Origin of the sequence: Nocardia sp. CY15 (assembly GCF_009829295.1) — a bacterium.
GTDB lineage: Bacteria > Actinomycetota > Actinomycetes > Mycobacteriales > Mycobacteriaceae > Nocardia > Nocardia sputi.
The window spans coordinates 152,681-173,809 of sequence record NZ_VUOT01000006.1 but is presented as its reverse complement, the minus strand read 5'-3'; the positions used below and the strand labels follow the sequence as shown (position 1 = coordinate 173,809).

Here is a 21,129-nt window from a genome sequence, read left to right as displayed (position 1 = left end):
ACGGCAGCCGACTGCGACCGTGGCAACCATCTCGTTGCCCGCCGGATGCGGGCCGGTCCACAACGGGACACCCATCGACCACACAGGCGGCGACTGCGCCCGCCGGAATTTCGCGGCTCGCCAACAGATCAGGACACGATTCGGTCGAGGATCAGCGGAGCGGGAGCGGACGCGGCACCGGTTTCGATGGTGACAGCGCCGGACAGGGCCGACGTAGCGCCGGTGAAGGCGTCGGGGGTGTCGGTGTGCATGGTCAACAGCGGTTGCCCCGCGGTCACGGTGTCGCCCGGCTTGGCGTGCATCTCGATGCCCGCGCCGGACTGCACCGGATCACCTTGGCGTGCCCGGCCCGCGCCGAGGCGCCAGGCGGCGATGCCGACGCTCAGCGCGTCGAGCCGGGTCAGCACACCGTCGGCCTCGGCGCGCACGGTCTCGGTGTGCTTCGCGGTGGGCAGCGGCGCGTCCGGGTCGCCACCCTGGGCGCGGACCATCGCGCGCCAGTGGTCCATCGCCCGTCCGTCGGCCAGCGCGTCGGCGGGGTCGGCATCGAGCCCGGCCAGCGCGACCATCTCGCGCGCCAAGGCGATGGTCAGCTCGACGACGTCCTCGGGACCGCCGCCCGCGAGCACCTCCACCGATTCCGCGACTTCCAGGGCATTGCCCGCCGTGCGGCCGAGGGGGGTGTCCATGGCGGTGAGCAGCGCGACCGTCCGGACGCCCGCGTCGGTGCCGAGTTCGACCATGGCTGTCGCCAGGTCGCGCGCCCCGTCGAGGGTCTTCAGGAAGGCGCCGGAGCCGACCTTGACGTCGAGCAGCAGCGCGGCGGTGCCCTCCGCGATCTTCTTGCTCATGATCGAGCTCGCGATCAGCGGGATCGATTCGACCGTGCCGGTGACGTCGCGCAAGGCGTAGAGCCGCCGGTCCGCGGGTGCGAGATCGGCGCCCGCCGCGCAGATCACCGCGCCGACGGCCGGGTCGGCGAGGATGTCGCGCATCCGCGGCACCGGCACGTCCGCCTGCCAGCCGGGAATGGATTCCAGCTTGTCCAGGGTTCCGCCGGTATGGCCGAGCCCGCGCCCGGACAATTGCGGCACCGCGGCGCCGCACGCGGCGACCAGCGGCGCCAGCGGCAGCGTGATCTTGTCACCCACTCCGCCGGTCGAGTGCTTGTCCACGGTGGGGCGCGGCAGGCCGGTCAGGTCCATGCGCCGCCCGGAGGCGATCATCGCGGCCGTCCACCGCGCCGTCTCGCGCCGCGTCATCCCGCGCCAGACGATCGCCATGGCCAGCGCGGACATCTGCTCGTCGGCCACCACGCCGCGGGTGAACGCGTCGACCACCCAGTCGATCTGCGCGTCGGACAGTTCTCCCCCGTCGCGCTTGGTCGTGATGATCGAAACCGCGTCCAGTGCCGTCACGGTCGCCAGTCTGGCACGGGCCGCCGCCGAACACCGGTTCTCACTGGTGGCATGCGGCCACCGTCGAGGCCGGGAGGCGCAAGCGGCTCACATCTGCCCGGCGTCGAGGTCGTCCGGACCGAACGCATCCGGCAGCAGCGCACGCAACGGCACCGCGCCGCCCTTGTGATCGACCAGGAGCTCGGCCCCGCCGTGCTCGTAGAGCAATTGCCTGCAGCGGCCACAGGGCATCAGGATCTCGCCACGGGAATCCGTCACCGAGACGGCCACCAGGCGTCCCCCTCCGCTGGAAATCAAGTGACCGATGAGCACACATTCGGCACAGAGGCCCAATCCGTAGGAGACGTTCTCGACGTTGCAGCCGACTACGACCCGGTCACCGGTGAGCCCCGCGGCGCCGACCGGGAACCGGGAGTAGGGCGCGTAAGCGCGGCCCATCGCCTCGTACGCGCTGGCACGGAGCTTGTTCCAGTCGATGTCCATGGGCGATGCCACCTCTCCGGTCGGTTCAGCGGTTCGACGGGCCGGTCGAACTTTCTCGATCGGATCGTCTCAGCCGGCGTGCGTGCGGCAAGGATCGGAGTGGCCGGCCAGGACGGCACCGCCGACCGTTACGTCCGCTCTCGGCGTGTACCGAGATTTTTGCCGACATCGGCTGGTAAACCTGGTGCATGTCGGATCAGACCCGGTTCGCGCGCCTGGCACTGGACCAGGTGGCCGCCGAGCTGGACTCCACAGCCTTTCGCAACGGCTATCTCACCGCCGACCGGATGCGGTTCCTCGCGATCAAGGTCCGCGACGCGGGCGAGGCGTACGAGAAGGCCGTGCGCTCGGCCGCGTCGGGATAGATCGCCTGTCGAATGGGGCCTCGGCTCGGAGCGCGTTTCGCCGGGACGCGGGTCGAGCCTGTGCGCATCGAACTGCCGGAGGCCGCGGCGCACGGAGAGCACTTCCGCCTCGCGATTGCGAGCGGGCATCCGCCGTGATTGTCTATTACCGACGAGTAGCTTCAGCCAGGTCGACTGAGACATTCTCCACATTGCAACCGCTCACAATTCGGCCATGGCCACTGAGAGCGGCAGCGCCGAGGCCAAACCGCCAGTGCGAAGCACAGACATCCGAAATAATTCGAAATGCGCTGTCACGCAGTGGATTACAGTCGAAATCCGCCGCGGGAAACCCTTCTCGAATCGACCGGTCGACGGCCGCGCGAGGGCCACGACGGAACCCCGCACCCATCAAGAAAGGTAAGCCTAACCCGATCGGGTGTCGCGCAACGCACGGTACGCCGAATTAGTTCCGCGATTGCTGGGGGATTAGAGTCCAGAACAGATCGGTTCAGGTTCCCCGCGACGGGCCGGAGTACAGCCACCTGGGCATTCGCCCCCAACGCCGCCGGCGTCGGACCTGCAACCGGGTCCATCAACGACGTTGGAGGCACCGCACTCTATGACCACGATTGAAGCTCCGGCCCAGCCGAAGCGGAAGACGCTGTACCGAGGCGACCCCGGAATGTGGTCGTGGGCGCTGCACCGGATCACCGGTGTCACCATCTTCTTCTTCCTCTTCGTCCACGTGCTGGACACCGCTTTGGTGCGCGTGAGCCCGGATACCTACAACGAGGCGATCGAGACCTACAAGACGCCCATCGTGGCGTTGATGGAGATGGGCCTGGTCGTCGTCGTCCTGTTCCACGCGCTCAACGGCGTCCGCGTGATCCTCGTGGACTTCTGGTCCAAGGGCCCGAAGTACCAGCGCCTGATGCTCTGGATCATCCTCGCGATCTGGTTCCTGCTGTCCGTTCCGGCGGTCGGGCGCCAGTTCTTCTACTTGTTCACGGAGCACTGAAGATGAGCGCACCTGTTCTCGGTAAGTCCTACGACCGTCCGGCCAGCCTGGATCTGCCCCGCTCGCCGCGCGCGCACTCGAGCAACAACTTCGAGAAGTACGCCTGGCTGTTCATGCGCTTCTCCGGCCTGCTGCTGATCGTGCTGGTGCTCGGCCACATGACGATCATGCTGCTGCTCGACGGCGGCGTGAAGCGACTGAACTTCGCCTTCGTCGCCGGTCGCTGGTCCAGCCCGTTCTGGCAGTTCTGGGACCTGAGCATGTTGTGGCTGGCCCAGCTGCACGGCGGCAACGGTCTGCGCACCGTCATCGACGACTACTCCCGCAAGGACTCGACCCGGTTCTGGCTCAAGACCCTGCTGGCCATCTCGATGATCCTGATCATGGGCGTGGGCACCTACGTCATCTTCACCTTCGACCCCAACATCAGTTAGGAACAGGCCCCCTCGCATGAGTGAGCGCAGCGAACGAACCATCGGGACCGGGGAAGCTCGTCCTGTCCAGGAGCACCGCTACGACGTCGTCATCGTCGGCGCGGGTGGCGCGGGCATGCGCGCCGCGATCGAGGCCGGCCCGCGGGTTCGGACGGCGGTGCTGACCAAGCTGTACCCGACCCGCAGCCACACCGGCGCGGCCCAGGGCGGCATGTGCGCCGCGCTGGCCAACGTCGAAGAGGACAACTGGGAATGGCACACCTTCGACACCGTCAAGGGTGGTGACTACCTCGTCGACCAGGACGCCGCGGAGATCATGGCCAAAGAGGCCATCGACGCGGTGCTCGACCTCGAAAAGATGGGCCTGCCGTTCAACCGGACGCCCGAAGGCAAGATCGACCAGCGTCGCTTCGGCGGCCACACCCGCGATCACGGCAAGGCTCCCGTCCGCCGCGCGTGCTACGCCGCCGACCGCACCGGCCACATGATCCTGCAGACGCTGTACCAGAACTGCGTCAAGCACGACGTGGAGTTCTTCAACGAGTTCTACGTGCTGGACCTGGTGCTCACCGAGACCGATCGCGGTCCGGTCGCCACCGGCGTGGTCGCCTACGCGCTGGCCACCGGCGAGATCCACGTCTTCCACGCCAAGTCGATCGTGTTCGCCACCGGCGGCTCGGGCCGGATGTACAAGACCACCTCGAACGCGCACACCTTGACCGGTGACGGCATGGCGATCGTGTTCCGCAAGGGCCTGCCGCTGGAGGACATGGAGTTCCACCAGTTCCACCCGACAGGTCTGGCCGGCCTGGGCATCCTGATCTCCGAGGCCGTCCGCGGCGAGGGCGGCATCCTGCGCAACGCCGACGGCGAGCGGTTCATGGAGCGATACGCCCCCACCATCAAGGACCTCGCGCCGCGCGACATCGTCGCCCGCTCGATGGTGCTGGAGGTGTTGGAGGGCCGCGGCGCGGGACCGAACAAGGACTACGTCTACATCGACGTCACCCACCTCGGCGAGGACGTGCTCGAGGAGAAGCTGCCCGACATCACCGAGTTCTCCCGTACCTACCTGGGTGTGGACCCGGTGAAGGAACTGGTGCCGGTGTTCCCGACCTGTCACTACGTGATGGGTGGCATCCCGACCCGCATCCGCGGCGAGGTGCTGCGCAACAACAGCGACATCGTCCCCGGCCTCTACGCCGCGGGCGAGTGCGCGTGTGTCTCGGTGCACGGCGCCAACCGTCTGGGCACCAACTCGCTGCTGGACATCAACGTGTTCGGCCGCCGCGCGGGCATCGCGGCCGCGGAGTACGCGCAGCGCAGCGAGTTCGTCGAAATGCCGGAGAACCCGGCGCAGATGGTGCAGGACTGGCTGACCCAGCTGCTGAGCGAGCACGGCGACGAGCGGGTGGCCGACATCCGCACCGAGCTGCAGCGGTCGATGGACAACAACGCCTCGGTGTTCCGCACCGAGGACACGCTCAAGCAGGCGCTCACCGACATCCACGCGCTCAAGGAGCGCTACGCGCGCATCACCGTGCAGGACAAGGGCAAGCGCTACAACAGCGACCTGCTCGAGGCCGTCGAGCTCGGCTTCCTGCTCGAGCTGGCCGAGGTCACCGTGGTGGGTGCGCTCAACCGCAAGGAATCGCGCGGCGGCCACGCTCGCGAGGACTACCCGGACCGCGACGACGTGAACTTCATGCGGCACACGATGGCCTACAAGGAGGGCTCGGATCTCCTTTCGGACATCCGCCTGGACTTCAAGCCGGTGGTGCAGACCCGTTACGAGCCGATGGAGCGTAAGTACTGATGACTGCTGTTGCCGAAGCACCCTCTTCGCAGAAGCCCGCTCCGGTCCCCGAGGGCTCGGTGATGATCACCGTCAAAGTGGCCCGGTTCAACCCGGAGGACGACAAGGGCGCGCACTGGGAGTCCTTCCAGGTGCCGGTCCTGTCGACCGACCGCTTCCTGAACGTGCTGATCTACATCAAGTCCTACCTGGACGGCACGCTCACCTTCCGCCGTTCCTGCGCGCACGGCGTCTGCGGTTCCGACGCCATGCGGATCAACGGCGTCAACCGGCTGGCCTGCAAGGTGCTGATGAAGGACATGCTGCCCAAGGGCGGCAAGTCGATCACCGTCACCGTCGAGCCGATCCGCGGCCTGCCCGTGGAGAAGGACCTCGTGGTGAACATGGAGCCGTTCTTCGACGCGTTCCGCGCGGTGAAGCCGTACCTGATCACCACGGGTAACGAGCCCACCCGCGAGCGCATCCAGAGCCAGGCCGACCGCGCCCGGTTCGACGACACCACCAAGTGCATCCTGTGCGCCTGCTGCACCACCTCCTGCCCCGTGTACTGGAGCGACGGCAGCTACTTCGGCCCGGCCGCGATCGTGAACGCCCACCGCTTCATCTTCGACAGCCGCGACGAAGCCGCCCGCGAGCGCCTCGACATCCTCAACGACGTCGAAGGCGTCTGGCGCTGCCGCACCACCTTCAACTGCACCGACGCCTGCCCCCGCGGCATCGAGGTCACCAAGGCCATCCAAGAAGTCAAGCGAGCCCTGCTCTTCACTCGCTGACCTCCCGGCACAGCCGAAAACCGAAGGCCGCCTACTCATCCGAGTAAGGCGGCCTTCGCCGTTCCTGAAGCGGACTGCGTTCATCACGGCTGCTAGTTCGCCGGAAACTGTCGATATTCATCTTGTGCTAGCACTCGAGGGGGCAAGTAATCCGCTGTCGCGTCCCCATCGTCGACAGCTTCCGAGCCGTCGACACCGATCGGATGTGGGATTCCGTACTCATCGACCGCAGCCCAGGTCCCGTCATCCCAACGCAGCCAACCGATGCGGGTCATGCCAGTGCCTCGTCCGCCAAGCCGCTGCTGTACGCCGATGCGGCGAGGTATTGCAGGCAGTTCGGCCCGTGCCCGGAATGAGCGTTGAGGACGAATCCAGCCTGGTCGAGGGAACGAAAAGCACCCACCACGAAACAGTTGCGATGGAAATGGCGCCACTGCTCGACGTCGGCCGAGGTAATGGTCATCGGGTGATCCGTTCCGCTCGCACCGACGGCGTGATGTGTCCGGCGTCCACCAGAGTCCAGTAGGCGAGCCGCTTGATGTCGCAGGTTTCGGCCGGGCAATCGCGGTACTGCTGCATGATCCGGTGCGCTTCCACAACGGAGACACGAGGAAAGACGTCCGTGATTCGTTCCGTTGCAGCAGAGGCTCCATCCTCGCGTTCGAGGTAGCGCAAAGCCAGACAAAAGGCAGCGGCAGTCACGAGGATCGTGACGACCAAAATAGCAGCAAATGGGTGCATGACTGACCTCCAGTGTTGTGGGCACTGTGGTGCGACGTGGACAAAGCCGAACGGCGCCGGACAGTTCCAGGAGACCGTGCACATGCCGTCATCGGTAAGACGCGCAGCTTGGGCAGGTGTGTGCACAGGGTGTGTGAACGCGGGCGTGATCATGGCGTCCGCGCTGTTGTCCGTGCCACACTCCCGGACATGGGACGTCAGCCGAAGCAGCCGAACAGGCACCTCGCGGAGCTGTTGGAGGAAACCGGTCTGAGCCGAAAAGACCTCGCCCGCCGCGTAGTCGAGCACGGGAGCGCAGTCGGGGTCGCACTTCGCTACGACCACACCGCAGTGACTCGGTGGTTGGCCGGTGAGCAGCCGAAGCCGCCGGGACCGGACCTGGTCGCCGAAGTCCTTACCGAAGTAGTCGGCCGCCGTGTGGTCCCGTCCGACTGCGGAATGTCCAGCGGCCCCAGCACCGCCGATCTCGGGTTGGAATTCTCGTTGAGCCTGGCGGAGGCAACAGCTGCCGCGACTGCGCTATGGAGGAGCGATGTGGAGCGCCGACGTTTCTTGATAGGAGCGTCCTACGCTGCGGCGGTCTATCCGGCGGCGTCAATGCGATGGCTGACCATGCCCGCGCCGGAACATCCGACTTCTTGCGCAGGTCTTCGCCGCATCGGTCAATCCGATATCGACGCGGTGCGAAAGATGAACTCCGCTTTCCGCGACTTGGACAATCGTGTCGGTGGCGGCAAGGTTCGCTCGACTCTCGTTCAATATCTCCACAGTTCGGTGGCGCCACTACTGCGCGGCAGTTACACCGAGCCGATCGGACGACAGTTGTTCGCTACCACCGCCGAACTTACCAAGCTCGCGGGGTGGGCAGCGTATGACTTGGAGGAGCACGGCCTGGCGCAGCGCTATCTGATCCAAGCCTTACGGATGTCCCGCGCCGCAGGCTATGCCGGACTCGGCGCGGAGATTCTCGCCGCGATGAGTCATCAAGCCATCTATGTAGGCCGACCGGGCGACGCGATCGATCTCGCTCGGGCTGCGCGCATCTCGGCACGAAGCGCTGGACTGGCTGCTCTGGAGTCCGAATGCCACGTGATCGAAGCACATGGCCACGCGGCGCGCGCCGACAGTTCGTCGTGCGCCGGTTCCCTCAATGCGGCTGAACGAGCCTTCGCCCGCGCTGAAGGTGCACGTCCTCCCTGGCTGGAGTACTTCGACGAAGCTTATCTGTCCGCTAAAACCGCGCACTGCTTCCGCGACCTCGGCGACACCGCCCGCACAGCCCATTTGCCGAACGGTCGTTAAACATGTCGGACGGCTACGTCCGTGGGCGCGCGTTCAATCTGTGCCTCTTGGCATCCGCCCGCGCCGACGACGACCCGCACGAAGCGGTTCGGATCAGCACCGAAGCCCTCGAGATCGTCAGCGGTCTGGAATCGCAGCGGACGCTCGCGTACTTGCGGGACCTACGGCACCGTCTCGCACGGTACGCCACACTTCCTGATGTCGGCAGATTCCGCCAGCAGGTGCTTGCGATCGCTAGACGGGCAGACTGAGCGCCCGGTACACCGCCACCACCGTCGCCGCGCCTACGATCTCCCCGCGATCTATCATCGCGCCCGCTCCCTCGAGCGAGATCCAACGAATGTCTTCGGCCTCGTTGATGTCCGGTTCGGTCTCGGTCAGATCGGCGCCGCGCGCGAGGTAGATTTCCTGCGGCTGATCCAAGGTGCCGATGGCCGGCTGGTAGGTGACCAGGCGTTCCATCGACCGTGGACGCCAACCCGTTTCCTCTTCGACTTCCCGCGCCGCAGCGGCGGCAACATCCTCGGCGTGATCCACATAGCCGCCCGGCAATTCCCACACCCAGCGGTCGATGATGAAGCGGTGGCGGTACATAAGCAAGGCTTCGCGTCGTTCGTTGAGCACCAACGTCATCGCACACCGCGGCATCCGCGCGACGTACTGGGTGAACTTCACTCCATCGGGTAGCTCCACATCAACCGTCGACAGCTTGATATGGCGATTCTCGTCCACGACGTGCTCACCGTGAATTGTCCACTGCGTTCGGGCCACGGTTCGACCGTATACGCAGACGCCCACGAACGGGAGCACCCCACGCCTTGCCCCTGGAGACGCTGCACCGACGCGTGCCCCCGCGGCATCGAGGTCACCAAGGCCATCCAAGGAGTGAAGCGAGCCCTGCTCTTCACTCGCTGACCTCCCGGCACAGCCGAAAACCGAGGGCCGCCCTCATCACCCGATGAAGGCGGCCTTCGCCGTCCAGCTCAGCGAGTGGTGGACCCCCGTTTCGGTGCCATCAAGTGAATGTTGCGTTCAAGGGCCACATTCAAGGGCTCGGAAACCCCGGGGCGCTGGCCCACTTCTCCCCTGCGATCACCACGTGGTCGAGGAAGCGAAGGCCTACGGTGTGGGCGGCCTCGGTGAGGAGGGTGGTGGTGCGGCGGTCGTCGGGGCTGGGAGTGGGGTCGCCGGAGGGGTGGTTGTGCACGATGGCGAAGGCTCGGCCGTCGTGGCGCAGGACGGTGTTCAGGATTTCGCGGACCGGGACGGCGACCTGGTCGATCGCGCCTTCGGCGACGAAAACCTTTTGGCGCAGGCGGTTCTGCGCATCGCAGACCAGGACGAGCAGGCGCTCGACGCGCGCGCCCGCGAACTGGGGACGGGCAGCGGCGGCCACGTCGGCGGAACTGGTCAACCGAAGCGAGGTGTCCGTCCCGCCGCGCGCTCGCGCGCCGAGGTGGAACGCGGCGATGATCGCGGCGGCCTTGGCCACGCCGATGCCGGCCCGGCGCGACAGCTCCTCCGGACGCGCCGACGCCAGCCCGGCGAGCCCGCCGTGCTCGACCAGCAACTCCACCGCCAGGTCCAACGCGCTCGCACCGCGTCTGCCCTGCCGCAGCAGCAGCGCGAGCAACTCCGCGTCGCTCAGCGCATGCGGCCCCAGCGCCAGCAACCGTTCACGCGGCCGCTGCGCTACCGGCACGTCGACTAGAGAGACCGCCATGACTCCCACCCCTCGCCTCACGCCAACAGTGTCCGGGATTCTGCCAGCGGCCACCGACACTTCGTATGCCCGCCCGTCCGCAGCGCCACCACCCCGCTGCCCAGCGCGCCATATGCTGGCAGATGTGCGGTTCGGTCACCGAGTCGGTCGCGAACTGGGGAGTTGATGGGCGATGTGGTACCTGAAGGCGCAATGGCACCACGACTTCGACGACGAGCCGGTCGAGTTGTTCAGTGAGATCGGTGACGACGGCTTCGAGGTGCGCAAGGTCGAGGTGTTCCGCGACGGCCACAGCGACTGGGCCGACGCGGATCGCGCCACCGGCACGACCGAACTCGGGCAGATCCCCGTTCCGACGTTGGACGAGATCAATGCCGAGACCGAGTTCACCGCACTTCAGATCGACGCTCACGAGTTCGAGACCGTCTGGCTGCGGGCTCACGACGAGCAGCGGCCCGCGTCTTCCAACTAGCCGACCGTTCCGAAGGGCGTCGAGCGGAGCCGCCTAGCGGTCCGCCCCGGCGACGTCGTGTAGTCCGACGAATACTTTGGCGGCGAGCCTTTCCAGATTGTGCAGCTGGCGCTCGTGCACAACGATCCGGCGCAGGGCCTCGTTGATGGTGGCATCGCTGGTCGACGTGCCCATGATGGCGGCGGCCGCGGCGAGCAAGTTCTGGTCGAGATCGATCCGCACGGATTTCATGCGCCCTCCTTCATACTTTCGCCATCTTGCGCCATAGCGCCCGCTCATGTCCGGCAAATCACGAACTCCAGGCTTGCATCTATACCCTACGGGGGTATAGTTCCAGGCATGGAGCACAGGCACGACACTTCCAGCGAGCACGTCTCGCATCACGCGGATGCGACGCACGACATCAGCCGTCACACCGCCCACCGCGCCCCGGCTACCTGGCGGATGGCGGCGATGGCGACGCTGCACTGCCTCACCGGCTGCGCCATCGGCGAGGTCATGGGCATGGTGATCGGCACCGCGCTGGGCTGGAACAACACCTCGACGATGGCGCTGGCCATCGTGCTGGCATTCCTGTTCGGTTACGCGTTCACCATGCGTGGCGTGCTGCGCGCGGGCCTGCCGCTGGCCGCCGCGGTCGGCACCGCGTTCGCCGCCGACACCGTGTCGATCACGGTCATGGAGATCGTGGACAACGCCGTGATCCTCGCCGTACCCGGCGCGATGGACGCCCACCTCGACAGTGCTCTGTTCTGGGCCACCCTGGCCTTCGCCTTCGCGGTGGCGTTCGTGGTGACCACACCGGTGAACAAGTGGATGATCGGACGCGGCAAAGGCCATGCCGTGGTGCATTCGTTACACGGCGGCCACTGATCAGCAGGCCACCCGTCCTGCGGCTTCCACTGCTGTGATGCCACGGAGAAAGCTCGTTCAGCTAGGCAGATTGCTCAGCTGGGCGAGCTTTTGTTGTCGGCGGGGTCCGGCGGTGCTTGCATCGAGATATGTTCACCGAGGCCCAGCTGTACTCACCGGTGACCCGCACCGGCGATGGTGACGTGACCGTGCACCTGAGCGAGGAGCATCCCGGCGTGCACGATGCGGTCTACCGGGCCCGGCGCAATGCCATCGCCGCGTTGGCGCTCGACTACGCACCGGGAAAGCCGCTCCCACACATCGCCTACACCGACGAGGAGCAGCAGGTGTGGCGGATCGTGTCGGCCGAACTCGGCCGCAAGCACCGCACCTATGCCAGCGCGGAGGTGCTGGCGGCCGCCGAGGCGCTGTCCCTGCCCACCGATCACATTCCCCAATTGGACGAGGTGTCCGCGGCGCTGCAACCGCTGACCGGGTTCCGCTATGCCCCGGCCGCGGGCCTGGTGCCGCTGCGGGAGTTCTTCGGTTCCTTCGCCGATCGGATCTTCCACTCCACCCAATACATCCGGCATCATTCGGCGCCGTTGTACACGCCGGAGCCGGACGCCATCCACGAGATCATCGGGCACGCCAACCAGATCGCCAGTCCACGCTTCGCGGCGATCTACGCGACGGTCGGCGCGGCGGTCGCGCGGCTGAGCACCCACCGCGCGCTGAAGTTCCTCGCCGACGTGTTCTGGTTCTCGATGGAGTTCGGCGTCGTCCGCGAACACGGCGAGGTCCGCTGCTATGGCGCGGGGCTGCTGTCGTCCTACGGGGAGATCGAGGAGTTCCGGCATGCGCAGCTGCGCCCGCTCGACATCGCCCAGATGGGGACCGCGACCTACGACATCACGCACTACCAGCCGATTCTCTACTGCGCGGACTCGATCGCCGAGATCGAAGACGTGATCGGCGGCTTCTTCGCGACCATGGACGACGACACACCCGATCGGTTACGGCAGACCAGCGCCGCCGGGGCGTCGTAGATCCGCCGACGGAGACTCAGGACTTGTGATCCAGCCGCAGTGGCAGGCCCGCCTCCAGTAAGTCCAGTGCGCGAGTGATGTTCTCCACGTTCATCGGCGTCATCGTCGAGATGGCCAAGGCAGCGCCCGCCACCGCACCCGCCGCCACCCGGATCTCGAAGTCATCGGCGGAGCGGCCCACATGATCTGCCAGCAGGTTCGCAAGCAGATCGATGCTGCGCACGATCTCCAATCCGATCGCCGATCGCAGCTCCGGTACGTGATACAGCAGCGCTTGGCGCTCCTGCTCGAAGGCGAGTTCGGCGGCGGGGAGGCTCGAGAAGACTTCGACGACCGCGCCACGGAAGGCCGTCAGCGGTGACACGTCGCGCGGCTGCCGTCGTAGCGCCTCGAGCATCATCGGATCGAGATCGTCGGCGAGAACGAGCTGTTCCTTTGTCGGGAAATAGCGGAAGAAGGTGCTGGGCGAGACCTCGGCGGCCGCCGCGATCTGCTCGATCGTGGTCTCGTTGTAGCCCTGTTCTCGGAACAGCCGGAAGGCTTCGACACGAATGCTGCGGCGGGTCCGTTCCTTCTTCCGCTCGCGCAGACCCTGCACCGTCCCCTTCGCGGGTAGCTCAACCGACATGCATCGATTCTGCCCCACCGGGCTCCGGCACCCGGCCGGGTCGCGTGCGGACGAACACGACTGTGAGCACTGCCGCCAGCAAGCACGGCGCGGCGCAGGCCCACAGCATCGCGCTCATGCCGCCCAGGAATGCCTCTTGCACCTGGTGCAGCATCGCTGGATCATCCAACTGCTGTGCCGTGGCGACGCCCGCGTTGACGCCGTCGGCGATCGGCTCACGATTCAACGCGCCGAGTTCCGACCGGTAGCGGGTGGACAGCACGGTGCCCAGCACCGCGACGCCGATAGTGCCCGCCGCCTGGCGCAACGCCTGCAGCAGCGCGGAGCCGGAGCCGGAACGCTCCGCGCTCAGGTCGTCCATCGCCACGCCCATGGCCGCGGGCATCACCAGGCCCATTCCGGCGCCGAGCAGCGTCAGCCACAGCGCCGCGAAACCGTACCCGCTGTCCACCTTGGTCAGCGCACCCAGCATCAGTGAGCCCGCCAGCAGGGCGAACCCGGTGGTGATCACCACGCGGATGCCCAGCTTCACCAGCGCCTTGTCCACCAGCCTGCTGCCCACCACGATCCCGCCGATCAGCGGAAGCAGTCGCAGCCCGCTACCGAGCGCGTCCACGCCCAGCACCGCCTGGAAGTACTGCGGAACGGTGAAGAACATGCCGAACATGGCGAAGTTCACCACGATGGAAAAGGCCACCCCCGAACGGAATCCGGGTGCGGCGAACAACCCGAGATCGATCAGCGGGTGCGCCGTTCTGCGCTGCCAGGCCAGGAAAACGCCGATCAGCAGCACACCGGCCGCGATGATCGCCCAGGCCGGGCCGTCACCCCAGCCCTTCTCGCCGACCCGGATGAAGCCGTAGGTGAGCCCGAGCATGCCCGCGACCGATAGCACGACACCGGGCAGATCCATGCGAAAACGGTGCGGGCTCCGCGATTCCGGCACCAGCGCGGCGACGGCCAGCGCGCCGATCACCACCATCGGCACGTTGATCAGGAACACCGACCCCCACCAGAAGTTGCGCAGCAACCATCCACCGACGACGGGTCCCAGCGGAAGACCGATCGCGGTCGAGGTGATCCAGATGGTGAGCGCATGCTGCCGTTCCACCTGGTCGGGGAACATGTCGGGCAAGACCGACATCGACAGCGGGATCATCGCCGCCGCGCCGACCCCGAGCGCGACCCGGGCCGCGATGAGCTGGCCGGGCGAGCCGGCCAGGGCGCAGGCGACGGAGGCGACCCCGAACAGCATCAGCGCGGCGAGCAGGAACTTCTTGCGGCCATAGCGATCACCGAGCGCACCCGCGGGCAACATCACGGCCGCGAGCGCCAGCGTGTATGCGCTGCTGAACCACTGCAGCGCAGCCGTATTCGCGTTCAGGTCGACGGCGAGGGTGGGCAAGGCCACGGTCAGGACGGTGACGTCGAGCCCGATGGTCAGCATCGCGACCGCGAGCGCGCCGAGCGCGAGCCAGCGGCGGGTCGAACCGGTTCTCATGATCTCCTCCAAATGATAGCTACCACTTTTTGATAGTAACTATCATTTGAGTGTTGGTGTCAATACCTTCCGGCTCGGAAGGTGCACATATGCGGTCGTCGCGTGGATCCCTCGCTAGGCTCACTCCCGATGAAGATCACGGACTTCCGGCGCCGCGCCTTGGTGTGCGCGGGCGGCCTGCTCGCCGTCGCCGCGATCGCAGCGACGGCCGTGCCGTCCCTGGCGGCGCCCAGCACCACCACGCCGTTCACGACCCCGAACACCGACGGCTGCCCGCAGAAGACATCGCCGCCCCCACCGATCGACGCCTCCGAGGTGCCCGCGCCCGGACAGCCGACTCCCACGCCGCTGCCGATTCCCTCCCCTCCGATCGGCGGGCCCCGCCTCGGTGAATGCGGCGTCGTGCTCCCCAAAGCCGTGCCGCCCGCGCCGCAGGACATTTCGGCGACGGCCTGGCTGGTGGCGGATCTGGACACCGGGGAGGTGCTGGCGGCGAAAGACCCGCACGGCCGCTACCGGCCCGCCAGCACGATCAAAGTGCTGCTGGCCACGCTGGCGCTGCGCACCCTGAATCTCGACAAGGTCGTCATCGGCACGCAGGCCGACGCCGATGTCGACGGCACCCGGGTGGGCATCGGCCCCGGCGGCCGTTATACGAACCGGCAGCTCATGCAGGCGCTGATCATGGCCTCGGGCAACGACGCGGCGCATGCCATCGCCGCGCAACTAGGCGGCGACGCGGCGACCGTCGCGAAGATGAACGAACTGGCGAAATCGTTGCGCGCCATGGACACTCGCGCCGCGACCCCCTCCGGTCTGGACGGCCCCGGGATGAGCACCTCGGCCTATGACTTGGCTGTGCTGTTCCGTGAAGCCATGACGATCCCGCTGTTCGCCGAGCTGATCCACACGCAGCAGGCCGATTTCCCGGGCTACCCCGCCGACCCGGACATCCCCGGCGACACCGATCGCCCCGGATATCCCATCGGCAACGACAACCAGCTGCTCTACAACTACGACGGCGCCCTCGGCGGCAAGACCGGCTTCACCGACGACGCGCGCCAGACGTTCGTGGCCGCCGCCCAGCGCGACGGCCGCAGGCTCGCCGTCACCCTGCTGCAGGCCGAGGTTCGCCCGATCCGGCCATGGGAACAGGCCGTCCGGCTGCTCGACTACGGATTCGCGTTGCCCCGCAGCGCCTCGATCGGCAACCTGCCCGGTGCGGTGGTACCCCAGCGCAAGCAGAGCTCGGTCGTCCTGGCCGCGCCTCCGGCGCCGGGAACCGACCTGGCGGCCCCCTCGCCGGGCAGCGACCCGTCCGCCATGCCCATTGCCGAGGATCGCCGCAGCGGTGCCAGAACCGTGCTGATCGTCGGCGGTCTCGTCCTGGTCATCGCTCTACTGCTGGGAGCACGGCGGGCCAACCGGCGACGCTGATCCCGGCGGGGCACGAGGCGCCTGGCACCGCCGACCGGCTGATCATCGACGCCCGGGCAACCGTCGCAATCCCGAAAGAGCGAGCGCGGCAAGCGCACCCGCGCCGAAGAACGCGGCGCCGACACCCATCGATATATCGCGTGCGCCGACCCTCGGCGCGATCACGGCGGGCGCGGGTGCGGGAATCTCCGCTTCCGGCTCGTTCTCCGCGGTGGTGGCGGCCCAGGCGGTGGCGAACAGGACGATGCGGTAGGTGACGTAGCTGAACACCATCAGGCCGATGATCGAGCCGAAGGTGGCGCCGGCCGGGCTGTTCAGCACCAACCGCAGGTAGAACGACGCGACGATCTTGAACACTTCGAACACCAGCGCGGCCAGGGCGGCGGCCTTGACCGCGCTGGCCAGTGTCACCGGTTCCCGGGGCAGCCTGGCGATGACCCATGCGAACACCGCCCAGGAGGCGAGGAACCCGAGCGAGGTCGACAACAGCCACAGCAGCACGCCCGCCCCGGGCGCGTCACCGAGGCCGACGCCTTCGAGCAGCCGCGTACCGAGGGTGCTCGACGCCAACGCCGACAACCCCAGCGACACCGCGAAGGCGAGACCGAGACCGACCAGCGCTCCCAGATCGGAGACCTTGGTCATCAGCCAATTGCCGTCCGGAGACTTCTGCTCCCACTGCTCGGTGAGCGCGGCGCGCAGGTTGGCCATCCAGCCCAGCCCGCTGTAGAGGCCGGTGAGCAGGCCCAAGACGCCGACCGTGCCCCGCGATCGGACCGCCTGATCCACCAGCTCGTTCAACTGGGTGCCGAACGAGCCGGGAATGTTCTCGATGATCTTGGCCTGCAATTCCTCGAGCAGCTCCGGGTTGTTGGTCAGGACTACGCCCGCGACCGCGAAAGCGATCATCAGCAGCGGGAACAGTGACAGCACAGTGAAATACGTGATGCCTGCCGCGTAGTAGTCGCCTCGCTGCCGCTGGTAGCGCCCCACCGTGCGAACCAGGTGTTCCAGCCACGGCTGCGCCTGGATCCGGCGCTCGATCCCGGCCTTGATGTTGTCGATCACCCGCACCATTCGCCCCTTCGAACGAGAGACCTCACACGACGCCTGTTGGGCCGCGCGAAGGCGAGGTAGCCGTTTCAGCGACGCAGCAAACCGATCCGGTCGTAGACCTGTGCGAGGGTGTTGCCTGCGATCTCTCGCGCGCGCTCGGCTCCAGCCGCGAGGACACGGTCGAGTTCGCCTTGATCCGACATGTACTCTTGCACCTTCGCGCGCAACGGCGTGACGAATTCGACCAGCGCGTCGGCCACGTCGGCTTTGAGTTCGCCGTAACCCTTACCCTCGAAGTCCTTCTCCAAGGTGACGATCGGCGTGCCGGTCAGCGAACTCAGGATCACCAACAGATTGCTGACACCGGGCTTGTGTTCCGGGTCGTAACGGATCTCGCGTTCGGTGTCGGTGACCGCGGATTTCACCTTCTTCGCGGTGACGTTCGGATCGTCGAGCAGATTGATCAGGCCCGCGTCGGTGGACGCCGACTTGCTCATCTTGGCGGTCGGATCCTGCAGGTCATAGATCTTCGCGGTGCCCTTGACGATGTGCGCTTCCGGCACGACGAACGTCTTCTTGAACCGAGTATTGAAGCGCTGAGCCAGGTTTCGGGTCAGCTCCAGATGCTGGCGCTGATCCTCGCCGACGGGCACCTGATGAGCGCGATAGAGCAGGATGTCCGCGGCCATCAGCACCGGGTAGGTGAACAGGCCGACGGTCGCGTTCTCCGCGCCCTGCTTCACCGACTTGTCCTTGAACTGCGTCATCCGGCTGGCTTCGCCGAAGCCGGTGATGCAGCTGAGCACCCAGGCCAGCTCGGCGTGCTCGGGCACCTGGCTCTGCACGAACAGGGTGGACCTCTTCGGGTCGATGCCCAGCGCGAGCAGCTGAGCGGCGGCGCCTCTGGTGCGCGCCTTCAGCTCCTTGGGGTCCTGCGGCACCGTGATCGCGTGCATGTCCGGGATGAAATACAGCGCGTCGTAATCGTCCTGCATGGTCACCCAGTACTGCAGCGCACCAAGATAGTTCCCGAGATGAAACGAGGAGCTGGTCGGCTGGATCCCGGACAGGACCCGCTGTTTGCGTTCGGCGGCCGGGGTGGGCGCAGGACTGGACATACTCCGATCTTCGCATGCTCATCAAGCCGAATTCCGCTGCACCCAGTTGCGCGGATCCACGCCCGGCATGCTCGGCCGTCCCCCGCTGACCAGTTCGTGTTCGCGCTTGGACAACAGCTTGTAGACCGGCGCGCTGGGTCCGGCGAGGGTGCCGCGCAGCACCGCGGGCACCAGCGGAAACGACACGTGCGCGGTGCGGACCGCACGCCCCAGCGCCTGATAGGCGACTTCGTCCGGCATGCCCCAGCGCATCCCGTACATCCGGCGGATGCGCGGCGGCAAGCTGCCCTGCACCAGGAGATAGAACGCGGAGGTGACCTGCTGCAAAGGCACGCCCCGCGAGTACGGGACGCGCTGCCCGGCCAGATAGGAGCCGACCAGCCGCGCCTCGTCGGTGAGGAAGGGCTCGTCGGAGGCGAGGTAGCCGTCGAAGAACGCGCGGAACTCACGATAGCTGCCCGGCGCCGCGTCCGCGGGCATGCCGAACAGCTCGCCCCAGCGCACGTAGTCCTGGTAGAGCCCCTCGCGCTCGCCATCGGTCATCGTGCGCACCAGCAGGTCGTACATCACCTCGGCCGAGTCGAAGGTGAACGCCATCGTCATGAACATCAGGTGCGGGTCGAGCGCGGCGTACCCGCTACCCGCCGGATGGCGGGCTCCGGCGTCCTCCGGCAGCGCGCCACGTACCTTGACGTGCCTTTTCCTGGTGAACGACAGTGCGCGGTCGGCTTCGGCCTTGCTGCCGAGGAACACGGCCTCGAACAGGTGCCCGGTCAGCGCGAGCCGGGTGTACGGCGTCGTCCGATGCTCGGTGTTCTCCGCGGTGCCGACGTAGAGCAGCGGGTGCACCGCGCCGATCACCAGCGCGCGCAAGCCATAGGTCAGACCCACCGCACGCTTGCTCATCACCCGTCGAACCATCGAGTGGTCACTGAAATAGCCGGGCTCGGACATCGCCGCCTCCTCATCGAGAGCATCTGGCAATAGCATCCACCAGAATCGACTTTTCTGGCAATACCCTCTGCCAGAATGTTGCGGTGTCGGCACACTCGGTCGGGCTTCGCTCGGGAAGACGACCACCGCGGCGGAGGCCCGTAGAGGCGTGCGGGCAGGTACGACGGATGCCGTAAGAGGCGGAATGGCCGCCGACCGAGGCGCTGCGGTCCGGCGACCTGTAAGAATCGAAGTGTGACGGCGCAACGAACATACGGAGGCATCTCCGCTGCGGAGCGCCGGGCACAGCGGCGCGCGGCGTTGCTGGAGGCGGCGCTGGAAATCATCGGCACGGAGGGGTTGTCGAAACTGACCGTGTCGGGACTGTGCGCGCGGGCCGGCCTCAACGAGCGCTACTACTACGAGAACTTCGACAGCCGCGACGCCGTGCTCACCGCCCTGATCGACGGGATCGCCGAGGAACTCGCCGCGGCCATCCTCACGGCCGTGCGCACCGCCGCGCCGGACACCCGCGCGACCGCACACGCCGCGATCACCGCTGGCGTGCACCTGCTCACCGACGACCCGCGCAAGGCCCAAGCCGCCCTGATCGCGGGCATGGCGACGCCGGAACTGCGCGCCCGCACCACCGAGACGGTGCGAGCATTCGCGCGGATGGTGGCCGCCGAAGGCACCGACTTCTACCGGATGCCCGACTCGGCTCCGGCCCCGGCGATCGACTTCCGCGCCCTGTATCTGGTCGGAGGGCTTGTGCAGACGCTGACCGCCTGGCTACAAGGCGACCTCGACCTCACGCGCGACGAACTGATCGAGCACACGGTTGACGTGTTCGTCCTGCTCGGCGAGGACTTGGCGGCCAAACTGCGCTGACCGTCCTGGTCACATGCGCAGGGAAACGTCTTCGAGGTCGGGGGCGTCGCCCTGCAGGACCACCCGGAAGAGCACGTCCCGTCGCGACCAGTAGGCCGCGCAGTCGCGCATGACCTCGGCGAACCAGTCGCGCTCGATCGGCTCGTCGGCGAGCAGTCCGGCCGACTCGCGTACCACGGCGACGTATCCAGCCCCTTCACCGAGGAAATCGTCCAGGTCACGCAGACATTCGTCGAACGCGTCCTTGTTCTCGCCGAAGTAGTAGGGGAACTGGAACGCGGCCGCGAACTCGTCGAACAGGCGGGCGGTGGTGGGCATCTTGGCGCCGCGGACCTCGCGCACCAGGTAGCCCGATGGCGCCTTGTCTCGCACCCCGCTGAACTCGGCGGCATCGACCGCGAGGGTGCCGAAGGTGACGCGCGGCGGGGCCAGCTCGGCGCCCGGCGGCGCGTCCTCGGCGTCGGGCCGGGCAAGGAACTGCGACAACGTGACCGTCTTTGTCATCAGCGCATCCTCGTGAAGGTCTTGTAATGGTCGCCGGTGTACCAGGCCGAGCCGTCGCTGCCGGTAACGATGCGTTCGGCGTCGCGGGACCGACCGGGCTGTTTGGGATTGACGTCCCATTCCTGATAGGTGATCGGCTTACCCGAGCCGTCGGTGGCGGGCAGATCGCCGCCGCGATTCATCCACCGCTCACCGCCTTTGGTGCCCGGGGCGTTCGCCGAGCCGGGCCACCGGCCCGCGTCGATCTCCCGCAGTGTGGCGTACGCCCGCTCCGGGACGCCGACGGCCTGGGTGACCGGCGACGCGGTCTCCCCAGCGCGCGGTGCGGCGGTCGGCGTGACGGTGCTCGCCGCGACGGTGGTCGACCGACTCGTCTGCGTGGATGAGTCACCGCTGTCGTACAGCGCGAACACCGCGACGATCAGCACCGCCGCGACCGCGCCGAGCACGCCCAGGCCGCGCTTGATCGACCACCCGTTCATCGGTACTGCACCGTGACGGGCGCGTGGTCGGACCACCGCTGGTCATAGGCAGCGGCGCGTTCGACCACCGCCTCCTTGGCCCGGGTGGACAGATCGCCCCGCGCGAGTTGATAGTCGACGCGCCATCGGATCGACTCGGTTCTACGAACCC

25 protein-coding genes and 2 pseudogenes are annotated in these 21,129 nt (G+C 67.1%); 12 read left to right on the top strand and 15 right to left on the bottom strand.

The genetic code is table 11. The features are described from left to right. Positions 1–128: 128 nt before the first annotated feature. The gene (locus GVY39_RS10740) at positions 129–1,418 is read right to left on the bottom strand and encodes a thymidine phosphorylase (RefSeq protein WP_159923136.1); all 1,290 of its coding nucleotides are present in this window, start codon (positions 1,416–1,418) and stop codon (positions 129–131) included. Positions 1,419–1,505: 87 nt separating this feature from the next. Continuing rightward, positions 1,506–1,901, bottom strand: a complete 396-nt coding sequence (locus tag GVY39_RS10735) for a cytidine deaminase (protein WP_159923134.1) — start codon at positions 1,899–1,901, stop codon at positions 1,506–1,508. Positions 1,902–2,089: 188 nt separating this feature from the next. Between GVY39_RS10735 and GVY39_RS10730 the strand changes: the two genes are divergently transcribed. From GVY39_RS10730 to GVY39_RS10710, 5 genes are all read left to right on the top strand, one after another. Beyond that, positions 2,090–2,266 carry a hypothetical protein gene (locus GVY39_RS10730; RefSeq protein WP_159923132.1) on the top strand — a complete coding sequence of 59 codons (177 nt, stop codon included), beginning with the start codon at positions 2,090–2,092 and terminating at the stop codon, positions 2,264–2,266. A 601-nt stretch (positions 2,267–2,867) separates the two neighbouring features. Further along, positions 2,868–3,266, top strand: a complete 399-nt coding sequence (sdhC, locus tag GVY39_RS10725; RefSeq protein WP_159923130.1) for a succinate dehydrogenase, cytochrome b556 subunit — start codon at positions 2,868–2,870, stop codon at positions 3,264–3,266. A gap of 2 nt (positions 3,267–3,268) precedes the next feature. After that, positions 3,269–3,700: a succinate dehydrogenase hydrophobic membrane anchor subunit gene (locus GVY39_RS10720; protein ID WP_159923128.1), complete on the top strand. Its 432-nt coding sequence runs from the start codon at positions 3,269–3,271 to the stop codon at positions 3,698–3,700. A 16-nt stretch (positions 3,701–3,716) separates the two neighbouring features. Beyond that, on the top strand, positions 3,717–5,516 hold the full coding sequence (gene sdhA, locus GVY39_RS10715; RefSeq protein ID WP_159923126.1) for a succinate dehydrogenase flavoprotein subunit: 1,800 nt from the start codon (positions 3,717–3,719) through the stop codon (positions 5,514–5,516). Continuing rightward, entirely contained in the window at positions 5,516–6,289 is a 774-nt protein-coding gene (locus GVY39_RS10710) for a succinate dehydrogenase iron-sulfur subunit (protein WP_043687867.1), read from the top strand. The genes sdhA and GVY39_RS10710 overlap by 1 nt, the downstream gene beginning before the upstream one ends. Positions 6,290–6,560: 271 nt before the next feature. Here the strand turns inward: GVY39_RS10710 and GVY39_RS10705 are convergent, their stop codons facing one another. After that, positions 6,561–6,752, bottom strand: a complete 192-nt coding sequence (locus GVY39_RS10705; protein WP_159923124.1) for a hypothetical protein — start codon at positions 6,750–6,752, stop codon at positions 6,561–6,563. Beyond that, entirely contained in the window at positions 6,749–7,318 is a 570-nt protein-coding gene (locus GVY39_RS10700) for a hypothetical protein (protein ID WP_159923122.1), read from the bottom strand. Before GVY39_RS10700 ends, GVY39_RS10705 begins: the two co-directional genes overlap by 4 nt. 54 nt (positions 7,319–7,372) lie before the next feature. On the opposite strand from GVY39_RS10700, the gene GVY39_RS10695 reads away from it, so the two are divergent. Continuing rightward, positions 7,373–8,332 (top strand): hypothetical protein, encoded by a 960-nt coding sequence (locus tag GVY39_RS10695; RefSeq protein ID WP_201295199.1) that lies wholly within the window; start codon positions 7,373–7,375, stop codon positions 8,330–8,332. 234 nt (positions 8,333–8,566) lie between these two features. Here GVY39_RS10695 and GVY39_RS10690 read toward each other — a convergent pair whose 3' ends face one another. Further along, entirely contained in the window at positions 8,567–9,103 is a 537-nt protein-coding gene (locus GVY39_RS10690; protein WP_159923120.1) for an NUDIX domain-containing protein, read from the bottom strand. 63 nt (positions 9,104–9,166) lie between these two features. Between GVY39_RS10690 and GVY39_RS10685 the strand changes: the two are divergent. After that, positions 9,167–9,247 (top strand): annotated as a pseudogene (locus GVY39_RS10685) (succinate dehydrogenase iron-sulfur subunit); the annotation flags it as partial. Positions 9,248–9,377: 130 nt separating this feature from the next. Here the strand turns inward: GVY39_RS10685 and radC are convergent. Next, positions 9,378–10,055, bottom strand: a complete 678-nt coding sequence (radC, locus tag GVY39_RS10680) for a DNA repair protein RadC (protein WP_159923118.1) — start codon at positions 10,053–10,055, stop codon at positions 9,378–9,380. Positions 10,056–10,227: 172 nt separating this feature from the next. Between radC and GVY39_RS10675 the strand changes: the two genes are divergently transcribed. Continuing rightward, entirely contained in the window at positions 10,228–10,527 is a 300-nt protein-coding gene (locus GVY39_RS10675) for a hypothetical protein (protein WP_159923116.1), read from the top strand. Between the two features lie 33 nt (positions 10,528–10,560). Here the strand turns inward: GVY39_RS10675 and GVY39_RS10670 are convergent, their stop codons facing one another. Continuing rightward, positions 10,561–10,758, bottom strand: coding sequence for a type II toxin-antitoxin system VapB family antitoxin (locus tag GVY39_RS10670; RefSeq protein ID WP_159923114.1), 198 nt, complete (start codon positions 10,756–10,758; stop codon positions 10,561–10,563). Between the two features lie 108 nt (positions 10,759–10,866). On the opposite strand from GVY39_RS10670, the gene GVY39_RS10665 reads away from it, so the two are divergent. Further along, positions 10,867–11,400, top strand: coding sequence for a DUF4396 domain-containing protein (locus GVY39_RS10665; protein ID WP_159923112.1), 534 nt, complete (start codon positions 10,867–10,869; stop codon positions 11,398–11,400). 128 nt (positions 11,401–11,528) lie between these two features. Further along, the gene (locus GVY39_RS10660) at positions 11,529–12,428 is read left to right on the top strand and encodes a phenylalanine 4-monooxygenase (RefSeq protein WP_159923110.1); all 900 of its coding nucleotides are present in this window, start codon (positions 11,529–11,531) and stop codon (positions 12,426–12,428) included. A gap of 16 nt (positions 12,429–12,444) precedes the next feature. On the opposite strand, the gene GVY39_RS10655 is transcribed toward GVY39_RS10660, so the two are convergent. Both GVY39_RS10655 and GVY39_RS10650 read right to left on the bottom strand, forming a co-directional pair. Further along, entirely contained in the window at positions 12,445–13,056 is a 612-nt protein-coding gene (locus GVY39_RS10655; protein WP_159923108.1) for a TetR family transcriptional regulator, read from the bottom strand. Beyond that, a complete protein-coding gene (locus GVY39_RS10650; RefSeq protein WP_159923106.1) occupies positions 13,046–14,557 on the bottom strand; it encodes an MFS transporter in 1,512 nt (503 codons plus the stop codon). Before GVY39_RS10650 ends, GVY39_RS10655 begins: the two co-directional genes overlap by 11 nt. Before the next feature lie 129 nt (positions 14,558–14,686). Here GVY39_RS10650 and GVY39_RS10645 point away from each other — a divergent pair, with 129 nt between their 5' ends. Continuing rightward, positions 14,687–15,994 carry a D-alanyl-D-alanine carboxypeptidase family protein gene (locus GVY39_RS10645; RefSeq protein WP_159923104.1) on the top strand — a complete coding sequence of 436 codons (1,308 nt, stop codon included), beginning with the start codon at positions 14,687–14,689 and terminating at the stop codon, positions 15,992–15,994. A gap of 42 nt (positions 15,995–16,036) precedes the next feature. Here the strand turns inward: GVY39_RS10645 and yhjD are convergent, their stop codons facing one another. The 3 genes from yhjD to GVY39_RS10630 all read right to left on the bottom strand — a co-directional run bounded on the left by yhjD (position 16,037) and on the right by GVY39_RS10630 (position 19,122). Next, positions 16,037–17,068, bottom strand: a complete 1,032-nt coding sequence (gene yhjD / locus GVY39_RS10640) for an inner membrane protein YhjD (protein ID WP_159923208.1) — start codon at positions 17,066–17,068, stop codon at positions 16,037–16,039. A 68-nt stretch (positions 17,069–17,136) separates the two neighbouring features. Then, entirely contained in the window at positions 17,137–18,168 is a 1,032-nt protein-coding gene (trpS, locus tag GVY39_RS10635) for a tryptophan--tRNA ligase (RefSeq protein WP_159923102.1), read from the bottom strand. Between the two features lie 21 nt (positions 18,169–18,189). Next, positions 18,190–19,122, bottom strand: coding sequence for an oxygenase MpaB family protein (locus GVY39_RS10630; RefSeq protein ID WP_159923100.1), 933 nt, complete (start codon positions 19,120–19,122; stop codon positions 18,190–18,192). Positions 19,123–19,356: 234 nt separating this feature from the next. Between GVY39_RS10630 and GVY39_RS10625 the strand changes: the two genes are divergently transcribed. Continuing rightward, positions 19,357–19,992, top strand: coding sequence for a TetR/AcrR family transcriptional regulator (locus GVY39_RS10625; RefSeq protein ID WP_159923098.1), 636 nt, complete (start codon positions 19,357–19,359; stop codon positions 19,990–19,992). A gap of 9 nt (positions 19,993–20,001) precedes the next feature. Here GVY39_RS10625 and GVY39_RS10620 read toward each other — a convergent pair whose 3' ends face one another. The 3 genes and pseudogenes from GVY39_RS10620 to GVY39_RS10610 all read right to left on the bottom strand — a co-directional run. Then, positions 20,002–20,496, bottom strand: a complete 495-nt coding sequence (locus tag GVY39_RS10620; RefSeq protein ID WP_159923096.1) for a barstar family protein — start codon at positions 20,494–20,496, stop codon at positions 20,002–20,004. Further along, positions 20,496–20,978 (bottom strand): ribonuclease domain-containing protein, encoded by a 483-nt coding sequence (locus GVY39_RS10615; protein ID WP_159923095.1) that lies wholly within the window; start codon positions 20,976–20,978, stop codon positions 20,496–20,498. Before GVY39_RS10615 ends, GVY39_RS10620 begins: the two co-directional genes overlap by 1 nt. Further along, positions 20,975–21,103: pseudogene (locus GVY39_RS10610) on the bottom strand (exodeoxyribonuclease III); the annotation flags it as partial. The pseudogene GVY39_RS10610 and the gene GVY39_RS10615, both read right to left, overlap by 4 nt. Positions 21,104–21,129: the final 26 nt, after the last annotated feature.